This window comes from Streptomyces sp. TG1A-60 (genome assembly GCF_037201975.1).
In the GTDB taxonomy this organism is placed as follows: domain Bacteria; phylum Actinomycetota; class Actinomycetes; order Streptomycetales; family Streptomycetaceae; genus Streptomyces.
Map to the genome: position 1 here is coordinate 4,570,089 of NZ_CP147520.1, position 16,662 is coordinate 4,586,750.

Sequence of the window (16,662 nt, forward strand, 5' to 3'; positions counted from 1 at the left end):
TCCGGGCGGTGGCGCTCCACGGGAGGGAGGCGGGCAAGAGCGGAGAGTCTAGGTGAGGGGCGGGGAGTGGAGCCAACGGATTACTTACCGCCTGCCTACCCCTAGGGGGTCTCTACGCCGTGGGTACCAAGGGTGGGCCGGACCTGAGAGTGAGCCGGGGGCCCAGCGGGTTCACTCCGGAGACTGACGCACTCCGAAGGCGGAGGTTCCACCATGGAGATATGAGTGCAGCAGCCTTCATCCCCGCGTCGGCCGCCGGGCGGCCCCGTCCGCCCGGCGCGACCGGCCTCGACAGCCACCACAACCGCCACCGCCTCGCCGACGCCCTCCGCGCCGTCAAGGTCTTCGCGCGCGCCGCGTTCGACGTGGTCGTCCTCGGCGAGTACGCGGAGGAAGCGGGTATACACCGCCGGTGAGGTGACGTCCGCCTCCGTGACTCGCGCGACGCGCACGTGAGCCACGGGGCCGCCACACCTGCGCCCTACGCGCCCTTTCCCCGTCCCGGCCGGCCCGGCCCCGCTGCCCGCACTCACGGCGGCCCCACGTGCTCGGCGACGCGGTACCGCGCGCGCTCTGGCCCACCTCGCCGCCCGCATGACCGGGGCGAGGGGCCGGCCCCCTCCCGGCCCCTCGCCCCTCAGCCCTCGCCCCTCGGCCCTCAGCTCTCCGTCAGGAGTTCGTCCGCGTCCATGATCCGGTAGGCGTAGCCCTGTTCCGCGAGGAACCGCTGGCGGTGGGCCGCGAAGTCCTGGTCGATGGTGTCGCGGGCGACGACGGAGTAGAAGTGGGCCTGGTGGCCGTCCGCCTTGGGGCGCAGGACGCGGCCGAGGCGCTGGGCCTCCTCCTGGCGGGAGCCGAAGGTGCCGGAGACCTGGACGGCGACCGTCGCCTCCGGCAGGTCGATGGAGAAGTTGGCGACCTTCGAGACGACCAGGACGTTGATCTCGCCCTGCCGGAACGCCTCGAAGAGCTTCTCGCGTTGCGCGTTGCTGGTCTCGCCCTTGATCACCGGCGCGTCCAGGTGGGCGCCCAGCTCGTCGAGTTGGTCGATGTACTGGCCGATGACGAGGATCTGCTGCCCGGCGAAGCGGCGGACGATCGCCTCGGTCACCTTCCGCTTGGTCGCGGTGGTGGAGCAGTAGCGGTACTTGTCCTCCTGCTCGGCCGTGGCGTAAGCGAGCCGCTCGGAGTCGGTGAGGTTCACCCGGACCTCGACGCAGTCGGCGGGCGCGATGTAGCCCTGCGCCTCGATCTCCTTCCAGGGCGCGTCGAACCGCTTCGGCCCGATGAGCGAGAAGACGTCCGACTCCCGGCCGTCCTCCCGGACCAGGGTCGCCGTCAGCCCCAGCCGGCGCCGCGCCTGCAGATCCGCGGTGAACTTGAAGACCGGCGCGGGCAGCAGATGCACCTCGTCGTAGACGATCAGCCCCCAGTCGCGGGAGTCGAACAGCTCCAGGTGCGGATAGACGCCCTTCCGCCGGGTCGTCAGCACCTGGTACGTGGCGATGGTGACCGGCCGGATCTCCTTCTTCGTACCGCTGTACTCGCCGATCTCGTCCTCGGTCAGCGACGTCCGCTTCACCAGCTCGTGCTTCCACTGCCGGGCCGAGACGGTGTTCGTGACGAGGATGAGGGTCGTGGACTTCGCCTGGGCCATGGACCCGGCGCCGACCAGCGTCTTCCCGGCACCGCAGGGAAGCACGACCACCCCGCTGCCGCCGTGCCAGAAGTTCTCGACCGCCTGCTTCTGGTACGGCCGCAGCGCCCAGCCGTCCTCGTCCAGTTCGATCGCGTGCGCCTCGCCGTCCACGTACCCGGCGAGGTCCTCGGCCGGCCAGCCCAGCTTCAGCAGCGTCTGCTTGATCTGCCCCCGCTCGGAGGGGTGCACGGCGACGGTGTCGGGGTCGATCCGGGCACCGACGAGCGGAGCGATCCGCTTCGACCGCAGGATCTCCTCCAGCACCGGCCGGTCGGTGGTGGTGAGGACGAGACCGTGGGTGGGGTGCTTGGAGAGGGTGAGGCGGCCGTAGCGGTCCATCGTCTCGGCGACGTCCACCAGCAGCGCGTGCGGCACCGGGTAGCGGCTGTACTGCACCAGCGCGTCCACCACCTGCTCGGCGTCGTGCCCGGCGGCCCGCGCGTTCCACAGCCCGAGCGGCGTCACCCGGTACGTGTGGATGTGCTCCGGCGCCCGCTCCAGCTCCGCGAACGGCGCGATGACCCGCCGGCACTCGTCCGCCTGCTCGTGGTCGACCTCCAGGAGCAGGGTCTTGTCGGACTGGACGATTAGGCAGGACACGCGTACCTCCGTGGATTGGATTGTCACCGTGACAGACACCACACCTGCCACGGCTCGGGCCATGCCCCGTGCCCGGCGCCGGAAGGGCGTACCGGCCAGCGCGCCGGGGATGCGCGCCGCTGTCTATGTTCGCCTATCGCGTGAAACGGACGAGACGACTTCTCCCGAGCGCCAGCGCGCGGTATGCGAGGCGCTGTGTGAGGCACGTGGCTGGGGCGTCATAGCCGTCGAGGAGGACATCGATATCTCCGGCTTCTCGCGTGGCCATCGACCGGCCAGGACTGCAGCGCATCCTGACCAGGCTCGCACAGCTCGGTGGTCTTCCTTAGCTTGAGTCGGTCCGGGTTCAGGCCGAGTCGTCCGCCAGCTCCGCGACGCCCGTGATCCGGTGCAGCGGGAACGTCCGGACCTCGTCCGCCGTGTGGTCGTACGCCGTCACGAAGCCGCCCTCGACGCGGACCGGGGCGATCACACGCTGGGTGGCGGAGCCCTCGGCGTTGACGTAGCCGATCCACAGGGCCTCGCCGGTGAGGACGGCGGCCTGCATGGTGGCGAGGGTCTCGGCGGAGCTCGTGCGGGGCAGGGCACCGGCCGGAGCCGGGCCGCCGGTCGTCCTGCGGGGCGCGGTGGAGGCGAGATCACCGGCGCGGATCGCGCGGATCGCGGCGCCCAGCAGGGTGTCGTCCGGAACCGGGGGGCCGTCCGGGACGGGCTCCGGGGCCGTGCGGGGCGGGGTGCGGTGGGCCTGCGCCCGGGTGATCAGGACATCCCCCTCCACGGACTCGGCGGCCGGCGCGTACCCCATCGCCCGCAGCCCGTCGAGCAGCGCCGCCGGGTCCGTCTGGGCGGCGAGCACGGTCGGCGCCAGGCGCCGCAGCCCCAGCCCCTGCGACCGCTTGTCGGCCAGGATCTCGCTGAGCATCGCGTCGTCGTCGCACCGCACGTAAGCCGACGCCGCGCCGATCCGCAGGTGCCCGTGGCGCCGGGCCACGTCGTCGATCAGATACGCGAGCGGCTGCGGGACCGGCGTACGGGAGTGGACCGTCAGGAAGTCGTGCAGGTCGGAGGCGGTCCGACCCGCGTCCAGAGCCCGGCGCACCGACCCCGACGTGAACCGGTACACCGTCGCGCCACCCTTCGACTCCACGTCCGCAAGTACGCCCAGCATGTCGGCCAGGGGCCGCTCCAGCGGACCGGGAGCCACGGCCGTCAGGTCCGCCTGGAGCAGGACGTGGTCCAGCGGCTCGGGGAGCAGCGGCGCGAGCAGCCGCGCGGCCCGGGAAGCGGCGGCGGCCTGCTCGGCGACGGGGTCGGGCGAGGGGAGGGGGTGGACCGGCAGCGGTACGTGGTGGGCGGGGAGCTTGTCGCCCGGGGTCTCCGGCAGCTCACCCGTCGTGGAGGTCTCCTGCGGAAGGCCGAGGAGCGCGCGGCCGGGCGTGGACAGCGCGCCGCGCCCGGTCACACCGAGCGACTCCGCCTCGGAGAGGGTCCACCGGGCGATACGGGCACGCAGATCGTCCGGCGCGTGGGGCCGCTGCGGGGAGTGCGCGGGGTGCCGCTGAGGCTGTGAGGGCTGCCGGCCGCGGGTGGGGCGTTCCCACTGGAGGCGGGTCAGCACGGACTCGGGGGTGGCCGAGGTGCCCGCGGGGAGCCCGGCGAGGAGCGTGAGGACCCGGTGGCGTACCTCGGGCGCGGCGGAACGGTCCAGGCCCGGTCCCAGCGTCGACAGCGTACGGTCCTTGGCGTCCCGTTCGCCGATCACGCCCGGCGTACGGGTCGCCGTCAGCCAGGCCGTGGCGAGCCGCGCCCAGCGCTCGGCGGCGGGCAGCTCCAGCCACGCGTCGTACGCGGGGGTGGCGGCGTACCGCTCGTCGGCCTCGCCGTCCGAGGCCAACAGCCCGGCGGCGTAGGCGAGTTCGATCCAGAAGGCGGCGACGGGCTCGGGCATGTCGAGGGCCACGGCGGTCCGCTTCAGGTCCCGCATGCTGAGGCCGCCCGCGCGCAGCACGGCCGGGCCGCCCTCGTCCCAGTCCTTCAGCAGTTCCTCCACGGTCGCCAGCGCGGTGTACGCCTGGCCGGCCGCCGTCGCGTCCACGACCTGGGGATGGTGCGCGGCCGTCGCCTCGACGGGCGGCGCCACGGGCCGCACCTCCCGGTGCGCCCGGCCCGCCCGCAGATGCAGGGCGACCTCACGGGGGAGGACGACAGTGCCGGGGGTGGTGGGCAGGAGCAGACCACGGTCCAGGAGCCAGCGCAGATGGGCCGCCGGGTCGGCCGTGACCTGGCCGTACGGCGGGCCCCACATCAGGCGCGCCAGGACGTCGCGGGACTCCGGCGGCGCGGAGGCGAGGAGGGCGGCCATGCGGGCGCGGTCGGTGAACAGGCCGGTGAGGGAGGCGACCGCCGACACCGAGTCGTGGGTGCCCGCAAGGCCGGCCTCCGCGACGATCTCCTGGACCCGCCCCGGCGACATCCCCGCGGTGGCCTCCGCGACGGTCGGCCCGAGGCCGGTGGGGGAGGGGTGCTGCGGGGAGGGGGCGAGCAGTTCGCGGGCCGTGCGGACGAGGCGGAGCCGGTCGTCGGGGCCCCAGACGAGGGCCTGGTCGCGCAGTGTGGCGAGCGCGTGGGGCAGCGCGGCGGTGACCGCCGGGTCCGCGTCGTCGCCCGCCAGGAGGGCCGCGAGTTCGGTGTACGCCGCCGGGTCGGCCGCGACGGCCAGGGCCTGCGCGGTCTGCAGCGCGAACCGGTCCAGCCGTTCCAGGGCCCGCACGACCGAGGCGCGCGTCCCGGCGCGGGTCGCCAGCTGCGTCAGGTCCGTGGGCACCGGCGTGACGAGGTCCGGCCGCGCCCGGAGCAGCACGGCCAGCGAACGGTCGTCCCGCCCGCGCAGGGCCTCCGCCAGCGAACGGGGGGCCCCGCCGGCCGGCGCCGCCTCCGTGGGGGTGTGCTCCTCGGTGCTCATCCGGCCAACGGTAGCGGAGGGGCTCCGCCGAATCGGGGCGCCCGGTGGCTCGGGGTGACTGTATTTCGGGGCGGGTGGGGGTCTGGGCGGCTGTGGGTTCGTAGGCGGCTGTGGGTCCGGGGAGGCTGTCGTTTGGGCGGGTGCGAGTGGGGGAGCGGGGTGTGCGGGATGGCCGCGCGGTTCCCCACGTCCCTCACCGGGGTGCGCTCCCGTTCGGCACGGCTGCCTCGTACCCCGGAAGCGATACGGTCGGGGGAGCACGTGCGGCAACCCCGGAGGGGCTTCGTGGGGATTGAGAGCGACCAGGTTGTCTACGAGTACCTGAGCCGGGTCGGGGATCTGGCTCAGCAGCGGCAGTTGCCGTCGGCGACGCGGATGCGTCTGGTGTCGGGGCTGCGGGACGAGATCGACCGGCGGCGGGCCAAGGCGTCGGTGGACAGTCCGGCCGCCGTGCGCCGCATCATCTCCCGCCTGGGCACGCCGGACGAGGTGGTGGAGGCCGCGGGCGCCCCCGGGGACGTCCCCGAGCCGCCGGCTGCCGCCGTGCCCGTGCAGCGGGCGACCGGCGGGGACAGTGGGGCCGACGAGGCGGAGGGGCGGGCCAAGGGGCTGCGTCGGGTCGTGCCCCGGCCGCGTTCCGCCGACGCGGGGCCGCCGTCGGTGCGAAAGGGCGCTCTGCCGCCGCATCTCGCCCCGCTGGACGAGTTGGGCGACGGCGGGGTGCAGCCCGACTGGTGGCGGGTCGGCGAGAGCGGCGGGTCCGGGCGGGGTGACCTCGGGACCGGGCTCGGGGACGCCGTGCCGGGGTTCGTCGGGGGTGTGGAGATTCCCGAGTTGCTGAAGCCGCCGCCGGTGCGGGAGAAGGGCGCGGGCGCGGTCGAGAAGGACGCGGGTGTGCCGGGGGGCGCCGAGGCGGGCGCGGGGGCGGCTTCGGCGGTCGAGGTGGAGGAAGGGGCGGCTCGGCGGCGGTGGGTGCGGCGGTTGCGGCCCGTCGGCGGAGGGTGGAGCAATCCGCTGTTGTTGCTGGCCGCCGCGTTGTTGGTCGCGGGGGCGGTGATGGGCAGTCTGGTGCCGCTGGGGCTCGGATGGTTGATCGCCTATCTCTCGCGGCGGTTGACGGCCGCTGAGTCGAAGTGGGCGGTCATGGGGGTCCCGGGGATGGTGGCCGGGGGGTGGGTCGTGTGGTTGTGGGGGCGTATGGACGGGCGGTGGGGGGAGCCGGTCGCTCAGGGGGAGATGAGCGCCGCGCTGGCTGAGACCTGGCCGTGGGTGCTGCGGGTCGCCGCCGTGTCCTCCGCGCTCTATCTGCTGTGGCGTTCCCAGCGGTCCCGGTGACCGGGGTTCGCGTTGAGCGCCGGGTGCGGGTCGGGAGTGGTTGCTCGCGCGGTTCCCCGCGCCCTTGAAAACCCGGGCCGGCCCCGCTCTCCGTGACGGCCGAGCCACCCTCTCGGGGGGCCACCCCCACAATGGGAGGCATGATTTCTCGCGTACTCACCGTCGGGTTCGATCTCGACATGACGTTGATCGACTCGCGGCCGGGGATCCACGCCTGCTACGAGGCGCTGGCGGCGCGGACGGGGACGTACATAGACGCCGATCTGGCGATCACGCGGCTGGGGCCGCCGCTGGCGGACGAACTGGCGCGGTGGTTCCCGGCGGCGGAGATCCCGGCGATGGCGGACCTCTACCGCGAGATGTACCCGGCGACAGCGATCGCCGCGACCTCCGCGATGCCGGGCGCGGCGGAGGCGATCGCGGCGGTCCGGGCGGCCGGCGGGCGGGCGATCGTGGTCACCGCCAAGTACGAGCCGAACGCCAAGCTGCACCTGGAGCACCTCGGCATCGAGCCGGACGCGGTCGTCGGGGACCTGTGGGCGGAGGCCAAGGCGGAGGCGCTGCGCGAGCACGGCGCGGGCGTGTACGTCGGCGACCACACCGGCGACGTACGCGGCGCCCGCACGGCACAGGCGTACGCGGTCGCCGTGGCCACCGGCCCGTGCGACGAACGGGAACTGCGGGAGGCCGGCGCCGACGTCGTCCTCCCGGACCTGACGGCCTTCCCGCGGTGGCTGGCGCGTCACGGCCACCGGTACTAGCTAGAAACGCGCCTCGCGCGCCCTTCTGCGCCCCGCCGCGACGGACTGGAGGACTCCGGCGGCGGCGATGAGGAATCCGACGCCCATGAGCATGCTCAAGAGGAACATGTACGTCGGGAACGGCGTCGTTCCGAGGAACAGCGGGGCCACGGTGACGAGTGTGGCCACGGCGCCGACGAAGAACACGATGGCACCGGAACGGATCAGCCGGTCACCGGGTTCGGCGGAATTCGGTTGGGTTTTGTCACGCACCGGACCAGGGTAGTTCCCAGCGCGAGGGAACAGTCGGCCGACGTCTTGTCACCCGCCCCCGGGCCATTAGCCTGGGTACCGGCGGGTCCGGCGACCCGCTGTAGTGCTGTCCAGAGCAGTTCGCGCCCACCCAGAACACTTTTCAGAGCAGTTTCCGACGAGTACGAGGACGAGGACAGACGTGCCTACCGGCAAAGTCAAATGGTTCAACAGCGAGAAGGGCTTCGGCTTTCTCTCCCGCGACGACGGCGGTGACGTCTTCGTCCACTCCTCCGTACTGCCCGCCGGTGTCGACACCTTGAAGCCGGGACAGAAGGTCGAGTTCGGAGTCGTCGCGGGTCAGCGCGGCGACCAGGCCCTCTCCGTGACGGTCCTGGAGCCGGCCCCCTCGGTCGCCGCCGCCCAGCGGAAGAAGCCCGACGAGCTCGCCTCGATCGTGCAGGATCTGACGACGCTGCTGGAGAACATCACGCCGATGCTGGAGCGGGGCCGCTATCCCGACCGCGCCGCGGGCAATAAGATCGCGGGTCTCCTCCGTGCCGTGGCCGACCAGTTGGACGTGTAGCCGCGTCGACTCCAGGGGCTCTCAAGGGAATGCGAGCGCGTTCGGGCCGAGGGGCGGTACCAGCCCCTCGGCCGCCGCGCGCGTGAGCAGGCCCCTGACGGCCGCGTAGCCGTCCTCGCCCAGGTCCGCCGTGAACTCGTTGACGTACAGGCCGATGTGCTGGTCGGCGACGGCCGGGTCCATCTCCTGGGCGTGTTCGAGGACGTACGGTCGGGAGGCCTCGGGGTCGTCCCAGGCCGCGCGGACCGAGGTGCGGATCGTCTCGGCGAGCAGGGTCAGCGTCTCCTCGCCCAGCGCCCGCCTGGCGATGATCGCGCCGAGGGGGATCGGCAGGCCGGTCGTGCCCTCCCAGTGCTCGCCCATGTCGGCGAGCTTGTGGAGGCCGTAGTCCTGGTACGTGAACCGGGCCTCGTGGATGACGAGCCCGGCGTCGACCTTCCCGTCCCGCACGGCCGGCATGATCTCGTGGAACGGCATCACCACGATCTCCCCCACCCCGCCGGGCAGCGCGTCCGCCGCCCACAGGCGGAAGAGGAGATACGCGGTCGACCGCTCGCTCGGCACGGCGACCGTACGGCCGGTGAGTTCCGTGCCCGGATCCCGCGTCAGCACCAGCGGGCCGCAGCCCCGGCCCAGCGCGCCGCCGCACGGCAGCAGCGCGTAGTCGTCGAGGACGTACGGCAGGACGGCGTACGACACCTTCAGTACGTCGAGGTCGCCGCGTTCGGCCATGCCGTTGGTGATGTCGATGTCCGCGAAGGTCACATCGAGCGCCGGGGCGCCCGGGATCCGGCCGTGGGCCCAGGCGTCGAAGACGAACGTGTCGTTGGGGCAGGGCGAATAGGCCATCCGCAGCGTGCCGTTCAGCGTCTCAGAGCTCATAGGGGTCCCAACTGTCCAGTGCGGGCGTCAGCTTCCCGAAGGCCTCGGTGAGCGCGGTCAGCGCGTCGCCGACGCGCCAGGCGGCGCGGTCGCGCGGCCCGACGGCGTTGGAGACGGCGCGCAGTTCGAGGACGGGGCTGGTGTGCGCGGCGGCGGCCTCGGCGACCCCGAAGCCCTCCATCGCCTCGGCCAGGGCGCGCGGGTGGCGGTCGCGCAGGGCGGTCGCGCGCTCGGCGCTGCCGGTGACGGTGGAGACGGTCAGTACGGTGCCGGTGCGGGCGCCGGTGGCGGTCGCGGCGGCGCGTACGAGGGCCTGCGGGGGGTGGTGGGTGACGGTGCCGAAGCCCAGGTCCGTGACCGGGAGGAAGCCGTCGGGGGTCTCGGCGCCGAGATCGGCGGCCGTGATCTCGTCGGCGAGGACCAGGGAGCCGACGGGCGCCTCGGGCGGGAAGCCGCCCGCGATACCGGCCGACACGACCAGCCCGTACGGCCTGCCGCCGAGCGCGGCGGCGGTCAGCGCGGCGGCGGTGGAGGCGGCGGCGAGCGCGGGGCCGACACCGGCGGCGAGGAGGTCGTAGTCGTGGCCCACCGCGTGGCGGCGGTGGAGGGTGGCCGCCGGGAGGCGTACGTCGGTGCCGGGGCCCGGGAGCGCCCGTGCCACCGCGTCCCGTTCGACGGGGACGGCGGTGGCTACGAGGATGCGCATGGGCGGCGGGTGTGGATCAGGCGTCCGGGTTCGTCAGCTTGAAGTTCCACACGCCCTTGATCTCCGAGCCTTCCTGGTTCTGCTCGACGACGCTGATGGTGAGCGACTTCTGGGCGGCCTGACCGGGCTGGGTGGCGAAGAGGTCGGCGTTCTCGAAGGACCAGTACGTCCTGTCGAACGTGTTGTTGGTGGCCTGCTCCCCGTTGATCCACAGGGCCCAGCCCGTCTCCGCGATCTCCGGGTCGACCCCGATGCGCAGGGTCTCGCCCTGGGGCAGCTCGATCGACTTGGAGGGCTTCTCCTGCGCGCACTCCCTGGCCTCGGCGGCGTCGAGTGAGCGGTAGCACGCGGCCTCGGAGCTGATGGAGTCGGTGCCGATCGTGACGGTGGCCATCGGCGTCGGCTCATCGCAGGCCGACAGGACGAGAAGTCCGGCGGAAACAGCGCCGAGAGTGGCTGCGGCGCGACGGGAACGCTGGGAGGTCATGGGCGAAGGCTATCTGGCATGTCCAGAGGTGCCCCTACGTGGGGTACGGCGTGCCGGGTCGGAACCCGTTTCGCCGGGTCACGCAGCGTGGGGGCGGGGGGCGCCGCCGTGGCGGGCGGAGGAGAGGAGGCCGCGGACGGTGGTGAGCCAGCCGGCGGCGACGATCGCGGCGGCCACGGCCATGCCGAGGGTGCCGTTGAGGGGGAGGGCGATGCCGACGGCGCCGCCGACCACCCACGACATCTGGAGGAGGGTCTCGGAGCGGGCGAACGCGGAGGTCCGCACGAGTTCGGGGACGTCGCGCTGGATCAGGGCGTCCAGGCACAGCTTCGACATGGCCTGCGAGAACCCGGCGACCGCCGCCAGACAGGCGATGAGGATCGTGCCGAAGAACGGCGCCGCCGTGACCGCCACGCCGAGTTCGACGGCGACGACGGTCACGATGATCAGCTCCGGCGCGCGCTGCTTCAGCCACGCCCCCACGGCCGTGCCGAGCGCGTTCCCCGTACCGGCCGCCACGGCGACCATGCCCAGCGAGACGGCGGCGCTCTGCCCGTGCAGCGGGTGGACACGCAGCAGGAACGCCAGGAAGAAGATCAGGAAGCCGGAGAGGCCGCGCAGGGCCGCGTTCGCGGCGAGCGCGTGCGTGACCGCCGGGCCGACCGTCCGCAGCCCCGGCCGCTTGAGCGTGCTGCTGCGGTGCGGGCCGTGCAGATGCTCGGGGTCGGCGGCGAGCAGGGCCAGGCCCTCGCCCTTGGCCGAGTCGACCTTCGAGGGGAGCGTGAAGGAGAGGAACGTACCCGCGATGAAGATCACGAAGGCGCCGTAGAGCGGCCAGCGCGGCCCCAGCACCTGCAACCCCGCCCCGATCGGCGCGGCGACGCCGGTGGCGAGCAGGCCGCACAGGGTCACCCGGGAGTTCGCTTTGACCAGCGAGAACTTGGGCGGCAGCAGCCGGGGCACGACCGCGCTGCGGACCACCCCGTACGCCTTCGACGCGACCAGCACGCCGAGCGCGGCGGGGTAGAGCTCCAGGCCGCCGGTCTCGACCGCGCCGACGAGGAGCAGCGCGAGCAGGGCGCGGGCCAGCATCGCGCCGGCCATCGCGGCGCGGCGGCCGTGCGGGAGATGGTCCAGCAGAGGGCCGATGACGGGGGCGAGGAGGGCGAAGGGGGCGAGGGTGATGGCGAGATAGAGGGCGACCCGGCCGCGCGCCTCGTCCGTGGGGACGGAGAAGAAGACCGTGGAGGCGAGGGACACGGTGATCATCACGTCCCCGGCGCCGTTCACGCCGTGCAGCTCGATGAGTTTGCCGAGGCCGGACTCGCCGGCGCCGTGGGCGTGGGTCGCCCTTCGGATGCCTCGGGCCGGGCCCGTCACCGGCAGGTGGAGGGCACGGCCCACCGAGCGGACGGCCCCGGTCACCCGACCCGATCCGCGCGCTTCGCTCCGCTCGGCGCCGGTCACCTCGTCATAGTGCCCCGATAACCCAGGGCGTAGCGCGGTTACCGCTCGGATGGCCCCGGGGCGGCCACGGGGTGGGGTGTCAGCGGTGAGCGGGCGGGTGCGGGGCGTGTTCGGCTGGTCTCGCGGTTCCCCGCACACTCGAGGAACGGGGTGCGCCCGTGGCTGTCGAGAGGTGCGGGGCCGTGCCCGGTACGCGGCTCCGCCGTCGTGGGCGCGACCGGCCCCGGTCCCCGCCTGCGGACGCCCGGCGAGCTGACCCGTCCGAGCTCTCACGCGGGGGGCCGGGGACCGGGCCGCCGGTTTCCCGCCAACGGGCGACGGTGCCTGTCGAGCCCTCTCTGCCCCTCCCCGGCCGAAGCCGAGCGCAGCGGAATCGCGGAACCGTTACGTCGGTGTGGGCGCGGAGCCTCGGAGAAGGTAGCGTGCATGGAGCGCCTGCGGCGGTTGTTCTCGGCCGCGCGCCTCTCGTTCATCCCGCAGAATGGATGACATAGGTGCGCCCGAGTGCGATCGGGCGCGGACGTCGACGCGGCCCTCCGGTCCGCTCCGTCCGCACTCTCGCCGAGGGAGGCGCACTCGTGAGACGGCGTAGGAGAGAAGCGATACCTGTGAGCGCAGCGACAACGCGAAGCCGCACCCCCGACCGTCTGTGTGCCGAGGCCGTCGGCCTCGCCCGCGCCGCCGCCGAGGAGGCCGCCGCGCCCGGTGTGGTCGGCGAGCACGCGGGGCTCGTCTCCGAGGGCGACCGGGTTGTCACGCACTTCTTCGAGTGCAAGGAGATGGGCTACCGGGGCTGGCGCTGGGCCGTCACCGTCGCCCGCGCCTCACGCGCGAAGTTCGTGACGCTGGACGAAGTCGTCCTGCTGCCGGGCCCCGACGCGCTGCTCGCGCCGGAGTGGGTGCCGTGGAGCGAGCGGCTCCGCCCCGGCGACATGGGCCCCGGTGACCTGCTGCCCACCGACGCCGAGGACCTGCGGCTGGAGCCCGGGTTCTCCGGCGAGGACGAGCCGCTGCCGAACTCCCCGGTCTCGCACGACATGGCCGAGCTGGTGGAGGCGGAGGACGCCGAGATCACCGCAGGGGCCCCGGCGAACCTGCCGCTCGCGCCGACCCGGGGGTCCATCGCCGCGGTCGCCGAGGAACTGGGCATGCGGCGGGCCCGGGTCCTGTCCCGGTACGGGCTGCACACGGCCGCCGACCGGTGGGAGGAAGGGTTCGGGGCGAAGACCGCGATGGCCCAGGCGGCACCAGCGTCCTGCGTCAGCTGCGGATTCCTCGTGCCGATCGGGGGGTCGCTCGGGCAGGCGTTCGGGGTGTGCGCCAACGAGTTCGCGCCGGCCGACGGCCGGGTCGTCTCCCTGACGTACGGGTGCGGGGGGCACTCGGAGGCGGCGGTCATGCCGAAGGCGCCACGGCCGGCTCCCCCGCGCCTCGACGAGACCCGCGTGGACCCGTTCCCGCTGCGGCCGTCGCCGGACTCCGGGTCGGTGCCGGTGGACGCGGCCGAGTCCGAGGCCGACCTGGGGCACTCGTAGGGTCGCCTGGGAACTCGGGTGCCTGGCTTGTCGTCGGGCGGGTGCGGGCGGGTGCGGGCCTGCCGCGCGTTTGCCGCGCCCCTGAGAGGCGAGGGGTTGCGCCCCGTTCTCGGCCCGCAGTGCCGTGTCCTTCAGGGGTGCGGGCAACCACACACCACCTGCACCGGCCCACCACATCTCACTCGACCTCTTGAGGCGCCCGGCGCTCGCGGCGCCGGCCACGCGGTACCTTCGTGCACCAGGCGACAGGGAAGGTGAACCGTGAGCAAGTTCGTGCGGCCGGCGGCCGAGGGCGCGGACCCGTTCGGGACGGCTCGGCTGCGGCGGGGCGTGCTGGACGCCTGGGCGACCAGTCCGGCCCGGTTCCGCGAGGACGCCAACGCCGAGGAGGATCTCGTCCTCGGCGGCTACCGGGACCGCCTCGTCGTGGAGCTGGCGCAGAACGCCGCCGACGCGGCGGCCAGGGCGAAGGTCCCGGGGCGGCTGCGGCTGACCCTCCGTGACGGCGTCCTCGTCGCCGCCAACACCGGCGCCCCGCTCGACGCGGCCGGTGTCGAGTCGTTGTCCACGCTCCGCGCGTCCGCCAAGCGGGACACCCATGACGGCGCGGTGGGCCGTTTCGGGGTGGGGTTCGCCGCGGTCCTCGCCGTGACCGACGAGCCCGCCGTCGTCGGGCGGCACGGCGGTATCCGCTGGTCGCTGGCCGAGGCCCGGCTGCTGGCAGCCGACACCGCCCGGCACAGCCCCGGGCTGGGGGACGAGATCCGTCGCCGTGACGGGCATGTGCCGCTGCTGCGGCTGCCGTTCGCGGCCGAGGGGTCCGCGCCGGACTCGTACGACACCGTCGTCATCCTGCCGCTGCGCGACACCGCCGCCGCCGATCTCGCCGAGCGGCTGCTGCGCGGCGTCGACGACGCGCTGCTCCTCGCGCTGCCCGGCCTCGACGAGGTGATCATCGAGAACGGTCCCGGTGAGGTACGGACGCTGCGGCGGCGCGTGGAGGGGGCGTACGTCGTCGTCGAGGACTCGCGGGACGGGGCCACGCGCTGGCGGACCGTCGCCGAGCACGGGGCGATCGAGGCCGGGCTGCTCGCGGACCGGCCCGTCGAGGAGCGGCTGCGGCCCCACTGGTCGGTGACCTGGGCGGTGCCGACCGGACCCGACGGCGCGCCGGCACGGCCGCGCACCAGCCCCGTCGTGCACGCGCCCACACCCAGCGACGAGGCCCTCGGCGTGCCCGCGCTGCTCATCGCGTCCTTCCCGCTGGACACCACGCGGCGGCACGCCGCGTCCGGGCCGCTCACCGACTTCCTCGTCCAGCGCGCGGCGGACGCGTACGCCGGACTCCTCGCCGCCTGGGAGCCGGTGGGCGAGGGGATCATCGACCTCGTCCCCGGCCCGCTGGGCAAGGGGGAGCTGGACGGCGCCCTGCGCCGGGCGATCCTCGAACGGCTGCCGCGGACCTCCTTCCTGCCGCGCGCGGTGACACCCGGACCCGACGACGACCTCCCCGAGGCGATCCGCCCCCGGGACGCGGAGGTCGTCGAGGGCGCCGGCGCCGAGACCGTACGGGTCCTCGCCGACGTGCTGCCGAGCCTGCTGCCCGCCGGGCTCGAACGGCGCGCGGAGCTGCGCACCCTGGGCGTCGGGCGGGTCCCGCTGGGCGACGCGATCGACCGGCTCGCGGGCCTGGAGAAGGAGCCCGACTGGTGGCGGCGGCTCTACGACAGCCTCGCCGGCGTCGCCCCGGACCGCCTCTTCGGGCTGCCGGTGCCGCTCGCGGACGGCCGGACGACGATCGGGCCCCGCCAAATCCTCCTCCCGACCCCCGACGGACCGGGGACGGCCCCCGAGACCCTGGCGCGCCTCGGTCTGAAGGTGGCCCACCCGGATGCCGCGCATCCGCTGCTGGAGAAGCTGGGCGCCCTGCCCGCGACTCCGCGCGCCGTGCTCACCACCCCGCAGGTGCGGGCCGCCGTCGCCGCATCCCTGGACGACGACGACGGCGTGTGGGACGAGGAGGACGGACGGCCGGACGCCGAGGAACTGGCCGACCTCGTGCTCGCACTGGTCCGCGACGCCGCCCTCGACCCCGGTGACGAACCCTGGCTCGGCGCCCTCGCCCTGACCGACGAGGACGGCGAACCGGCCCCCGCCGGTGAACTCGTCCTCCCCGGCAGCCACTTCGCCCAGGTCATGCGCGAGGACGAACTCGCCTTCGTGGACGCCGAGCTGGCCGATCGCTGGGGCGAACAGCCGCTGGCCGCCTGCGGCGTGCTGGCCGACTTCGCCCTCGTACGCGCCACCGACGTCGTCCTCGACCCGGACGAACTGGAGCCGCGCGACGGCGACTTCGCCGAACCCGACGACGCGGGGCTGCTGGACGCGGTGGACGTGTGGTGCGAGGACATCCTCGACCGGTTCCCCGACAGCCCGGTGCCGCCCGTCGCGACCGAGATCGTCGCCGTGCGCGACCTCGACCTCGTCGACGAGGACCGGTGGCCTGAGGCGCTCGCCCTGCTCGCCCGGCCGCCGCTGCGCGACGCGCTCGTCCAGCCGCTGCGGATCCTGTTGCCGGACGGCACGCACGAGGTCGTACGCCCCTACACCGCCTGGTGGCTGCGCGGTCACCCGGTCCTCGACGGCCGCCGCCCCGCCGGTCTCCTGGCCGCCGGCGGCGATCCGCTGCTGCGCGGTCTGTACGACGAGGCCGACGCCAGCGGCTTCGACGACGAGCAGGTGCTCCGGGCGCTGGGTGTCCGCACGTCCGTGGCCGCGCTGCTGGACGAGCCGGGCGGCGCCGCCGAGCTGCTGGACCGCCTGGCCGACCCGGACCGTCCGGTCGGAGCTGCCCAACTCCACGGTCTCTATGGCGCTTTGGCGGACCTGGACCCCGAACAGGTAACCCTCCCGGATGAGTTGCGTGCCGTGGTGGACGGTGAGGTGACCGTCGTGGACGCGGCGGACGCGGTGGTCGTCGACTCGCCCGACCTGCTGCCCTTTACCTCCGGTGTGCCCCTGCTCCCCGTACGGCCGTCGCGGGCCGCCGAGTTGGCCGACCTGTTGCAGGTGCGGCGGCTGAGCGAGTCGGTGACGGGCGAGGTGGACTCGGAGGGCACGGAGCACGACGTACCGGAACCGGTGCGGGTCCTGCTGGGCCCGCGGACACCCGCGAGCTACTTCGAGCACGAGGAACTCGTCGTCGACGGTGTCGAGCTGGACTGGCGCCGGACCCGGGACGGCGTGCTGCACGCCGCCACCCTGGAGGGGGTCGCCGCCGGGCTGGCCTGGGCGGCCGGTCAGTGGCCGCGCCGCTTCGAGGTGGCCGCGCTGCTCGAAGACCCCTCCAGGACCGAGGAGTTGGCCCGCGACCGCTGGTTCGACTGACACGTACGAGGGCGGGCGAGGACG

General features: G+C 74.0%; 13 protein-coding genes. 6 read left to right on the plus strand and 7 right to left on the minus strand.

Going from position 1 to position 16,662, the window contains the following annotated elements; all coding sequences use genetic code 11:
- The first annotated feature begins 221 nt into the window (after positions 1-221).
- The gene (locus WBG99_RS19815; protein ID WP_338897567.1) at positions 222-416 is read left to right on the plus strand and encodes a hypothetical protein; all 195 of its coding nucleotides are present in this window, start codon (positions 222-224) and stop codon (positions 414-416) included.
- 242 nt (positions 417-658) lie between these two features.
- Here WBG99_RS19815 and WBG99_RS19820 read toward each other — a convergent pair whose 3' ends face one another.
- Complete coding sequence (locus tag WBG99_RS19820; RefSeq protein ID WP_338900407.1) at positions 659-2,299, minus strand: DNA repair helicase XPB; 1,641 nt, start codon at positions 2,297-2,299, stop codon at positions 659-661.
- Between the two features lie 346 nt (positions 2,300-2,645).
- Entirely contained in the window at positions 2,646-5,261 is a 2,616-nt protein-coding gene (locus WBG99_RS19825) for a helicase C-terminal domain-containing protein (RefSeq protein ID WP_338897568.1), read from the minus strand.
- Positions 5,262-5,546: 285 nt separating this feature from the next.
- On the opposite strand from WBG99_RS19825, the gene WBG99_RS19830 reads away from it, so the two are divergent.
- Together WBG99_RS19830 and WBG99_RS19835 are read left to right on the plus strand one after the other, a co-directional pair.
- On the plus strand, positions 5,547-6,596 hold the full coding sequence (locus WBG99_RS19830; protein WP_338897569.1) for a hypothetical protein: 1,050 nt from the start codon (positions 5,547-5,549) through the stop codon (positions 6,594-6,596).
- A gap of 140 nt (positions 6,597-6,736) precedes the next feature.
- Entirely contained in the window at positions 6,737-7,357 is a 621-nt protein-coding gene (locus tag WBG99_RS19835) for a haloacid dehalogenase-like hydrolase (RefSeq protein WP_338897570.1), read from the plus strand.
- Here the strand turns inward: WBG99_RS19835 and WBG99_RS19840 are convergent, their stop codons facing one another.
- On the minus strand, positions 7,358-7,609 hold the full coding sequence (locus WBG99_RS19840) for a hypothetical protein (protein ID WP_338897571.1): 252 nt from the start codon (positions 7,607-7,609) through the stop codon (positions 7,358-7,360).
- A 181-nt stretch (positions 7,610-7,790) separates the two neighbouring features.
- On the opposite strand from WBG99_RS19840, the gene WBG99_RS19845 reads away from it, so the two are divergent.
- Entirely contained in the window at positions 7,791-8,174 is a 384-nt protein-coding gene (locus tag WBG99_RS19845; protein WP_338897572.1) for a cold-shock protein, read from the plus strand.
- 21 nt (positions 8,175-8,195) lie between these two features.
- Here WBG99_RS19845 and WBG99_RS19850 read toward each other — a convergent pair whose 3' ends face one another.
- The 4 genes from WBG99_RS19850 to WBG99_RS19865 form a co-directional block, all read right to left on the minus strand.
- Complete coding sequence (locus WBG99_RS19850) at positions 8,196-9,056, minus strand: 1,4-dihydroxy-6-naphthoate synthase (protein WP_338897573.1); 861 nt, start codon at positions 9,054-9,056, stop codon at positions 8,196-8,198.
- Positions 9,046-9,762, minus strand: a complete 717-nt coding sequence (locus WBG99_RS19855; RefSeq protein WP_338897574.1) for a futalosine hydrolase — start codon at positions 9,760-9,762, stop codon at positions 9,046-9,048. The genes WBG99_RS19850 and WBG99_RS19855 overlap by 11 nt, the downstream gene beginning before the upstream one ends.
- A 16-nt stretch (positions 9,763-9,778) precedes the next feature.
- Positions 9,779-10,249, minus strand: coding sequence for a hypothetical protein (locus WBG99_RS19860; protein ID WP_338897575.1), 471 nt, complete (start codon positions 10,247-10,249; stop codon positions 9,779-9,781).
- Positions 10,250-10,327: 78 nt separating this feature from the next.
- Positions 10,328-11,674 (minus strand): MFS transporter, encoded by a 1,347-nt coding sequence (locus WBG99_RS19865; protein WP_338897576.1) that lies wholly within the window; start codon positions 11,672-11,674, stop codon positions 10,328-10,330.
- Between the two features lie 650 nt (positions 11,675-12,324).
- On the opposite strand from WBG99_RS19865, the gene WBG99_RS19870 reads away from it, so the two are divergent.
- The gene (locus WBG99_RS19870; protein WP_338897577.1) at positions 12,325-13,251 is read left to right on the plus strand and encodes a DUF3027 domain-containing protein; all 927 of its coding nucleotides are present in this window, start codon (positions 12,325-12,327) and stop codon (positions 13,249-13,251) included.
- Positions 13,252-13,512: 261 nt separating this feature from the next.
- Positions 13,513-16,638 (plus strand): molecular chaperone Hsp90, encoded by a 3,126-nt coding sequence (locus WBG99_RS19875; RefSeq protein WP_338897578.1) that lies wholly within the window; start codon positions 13,513-13,515, stop codon positions 16,636-16,638.
- Positions 16,639-16,662 lie beyond the last annotated feature (24 nt).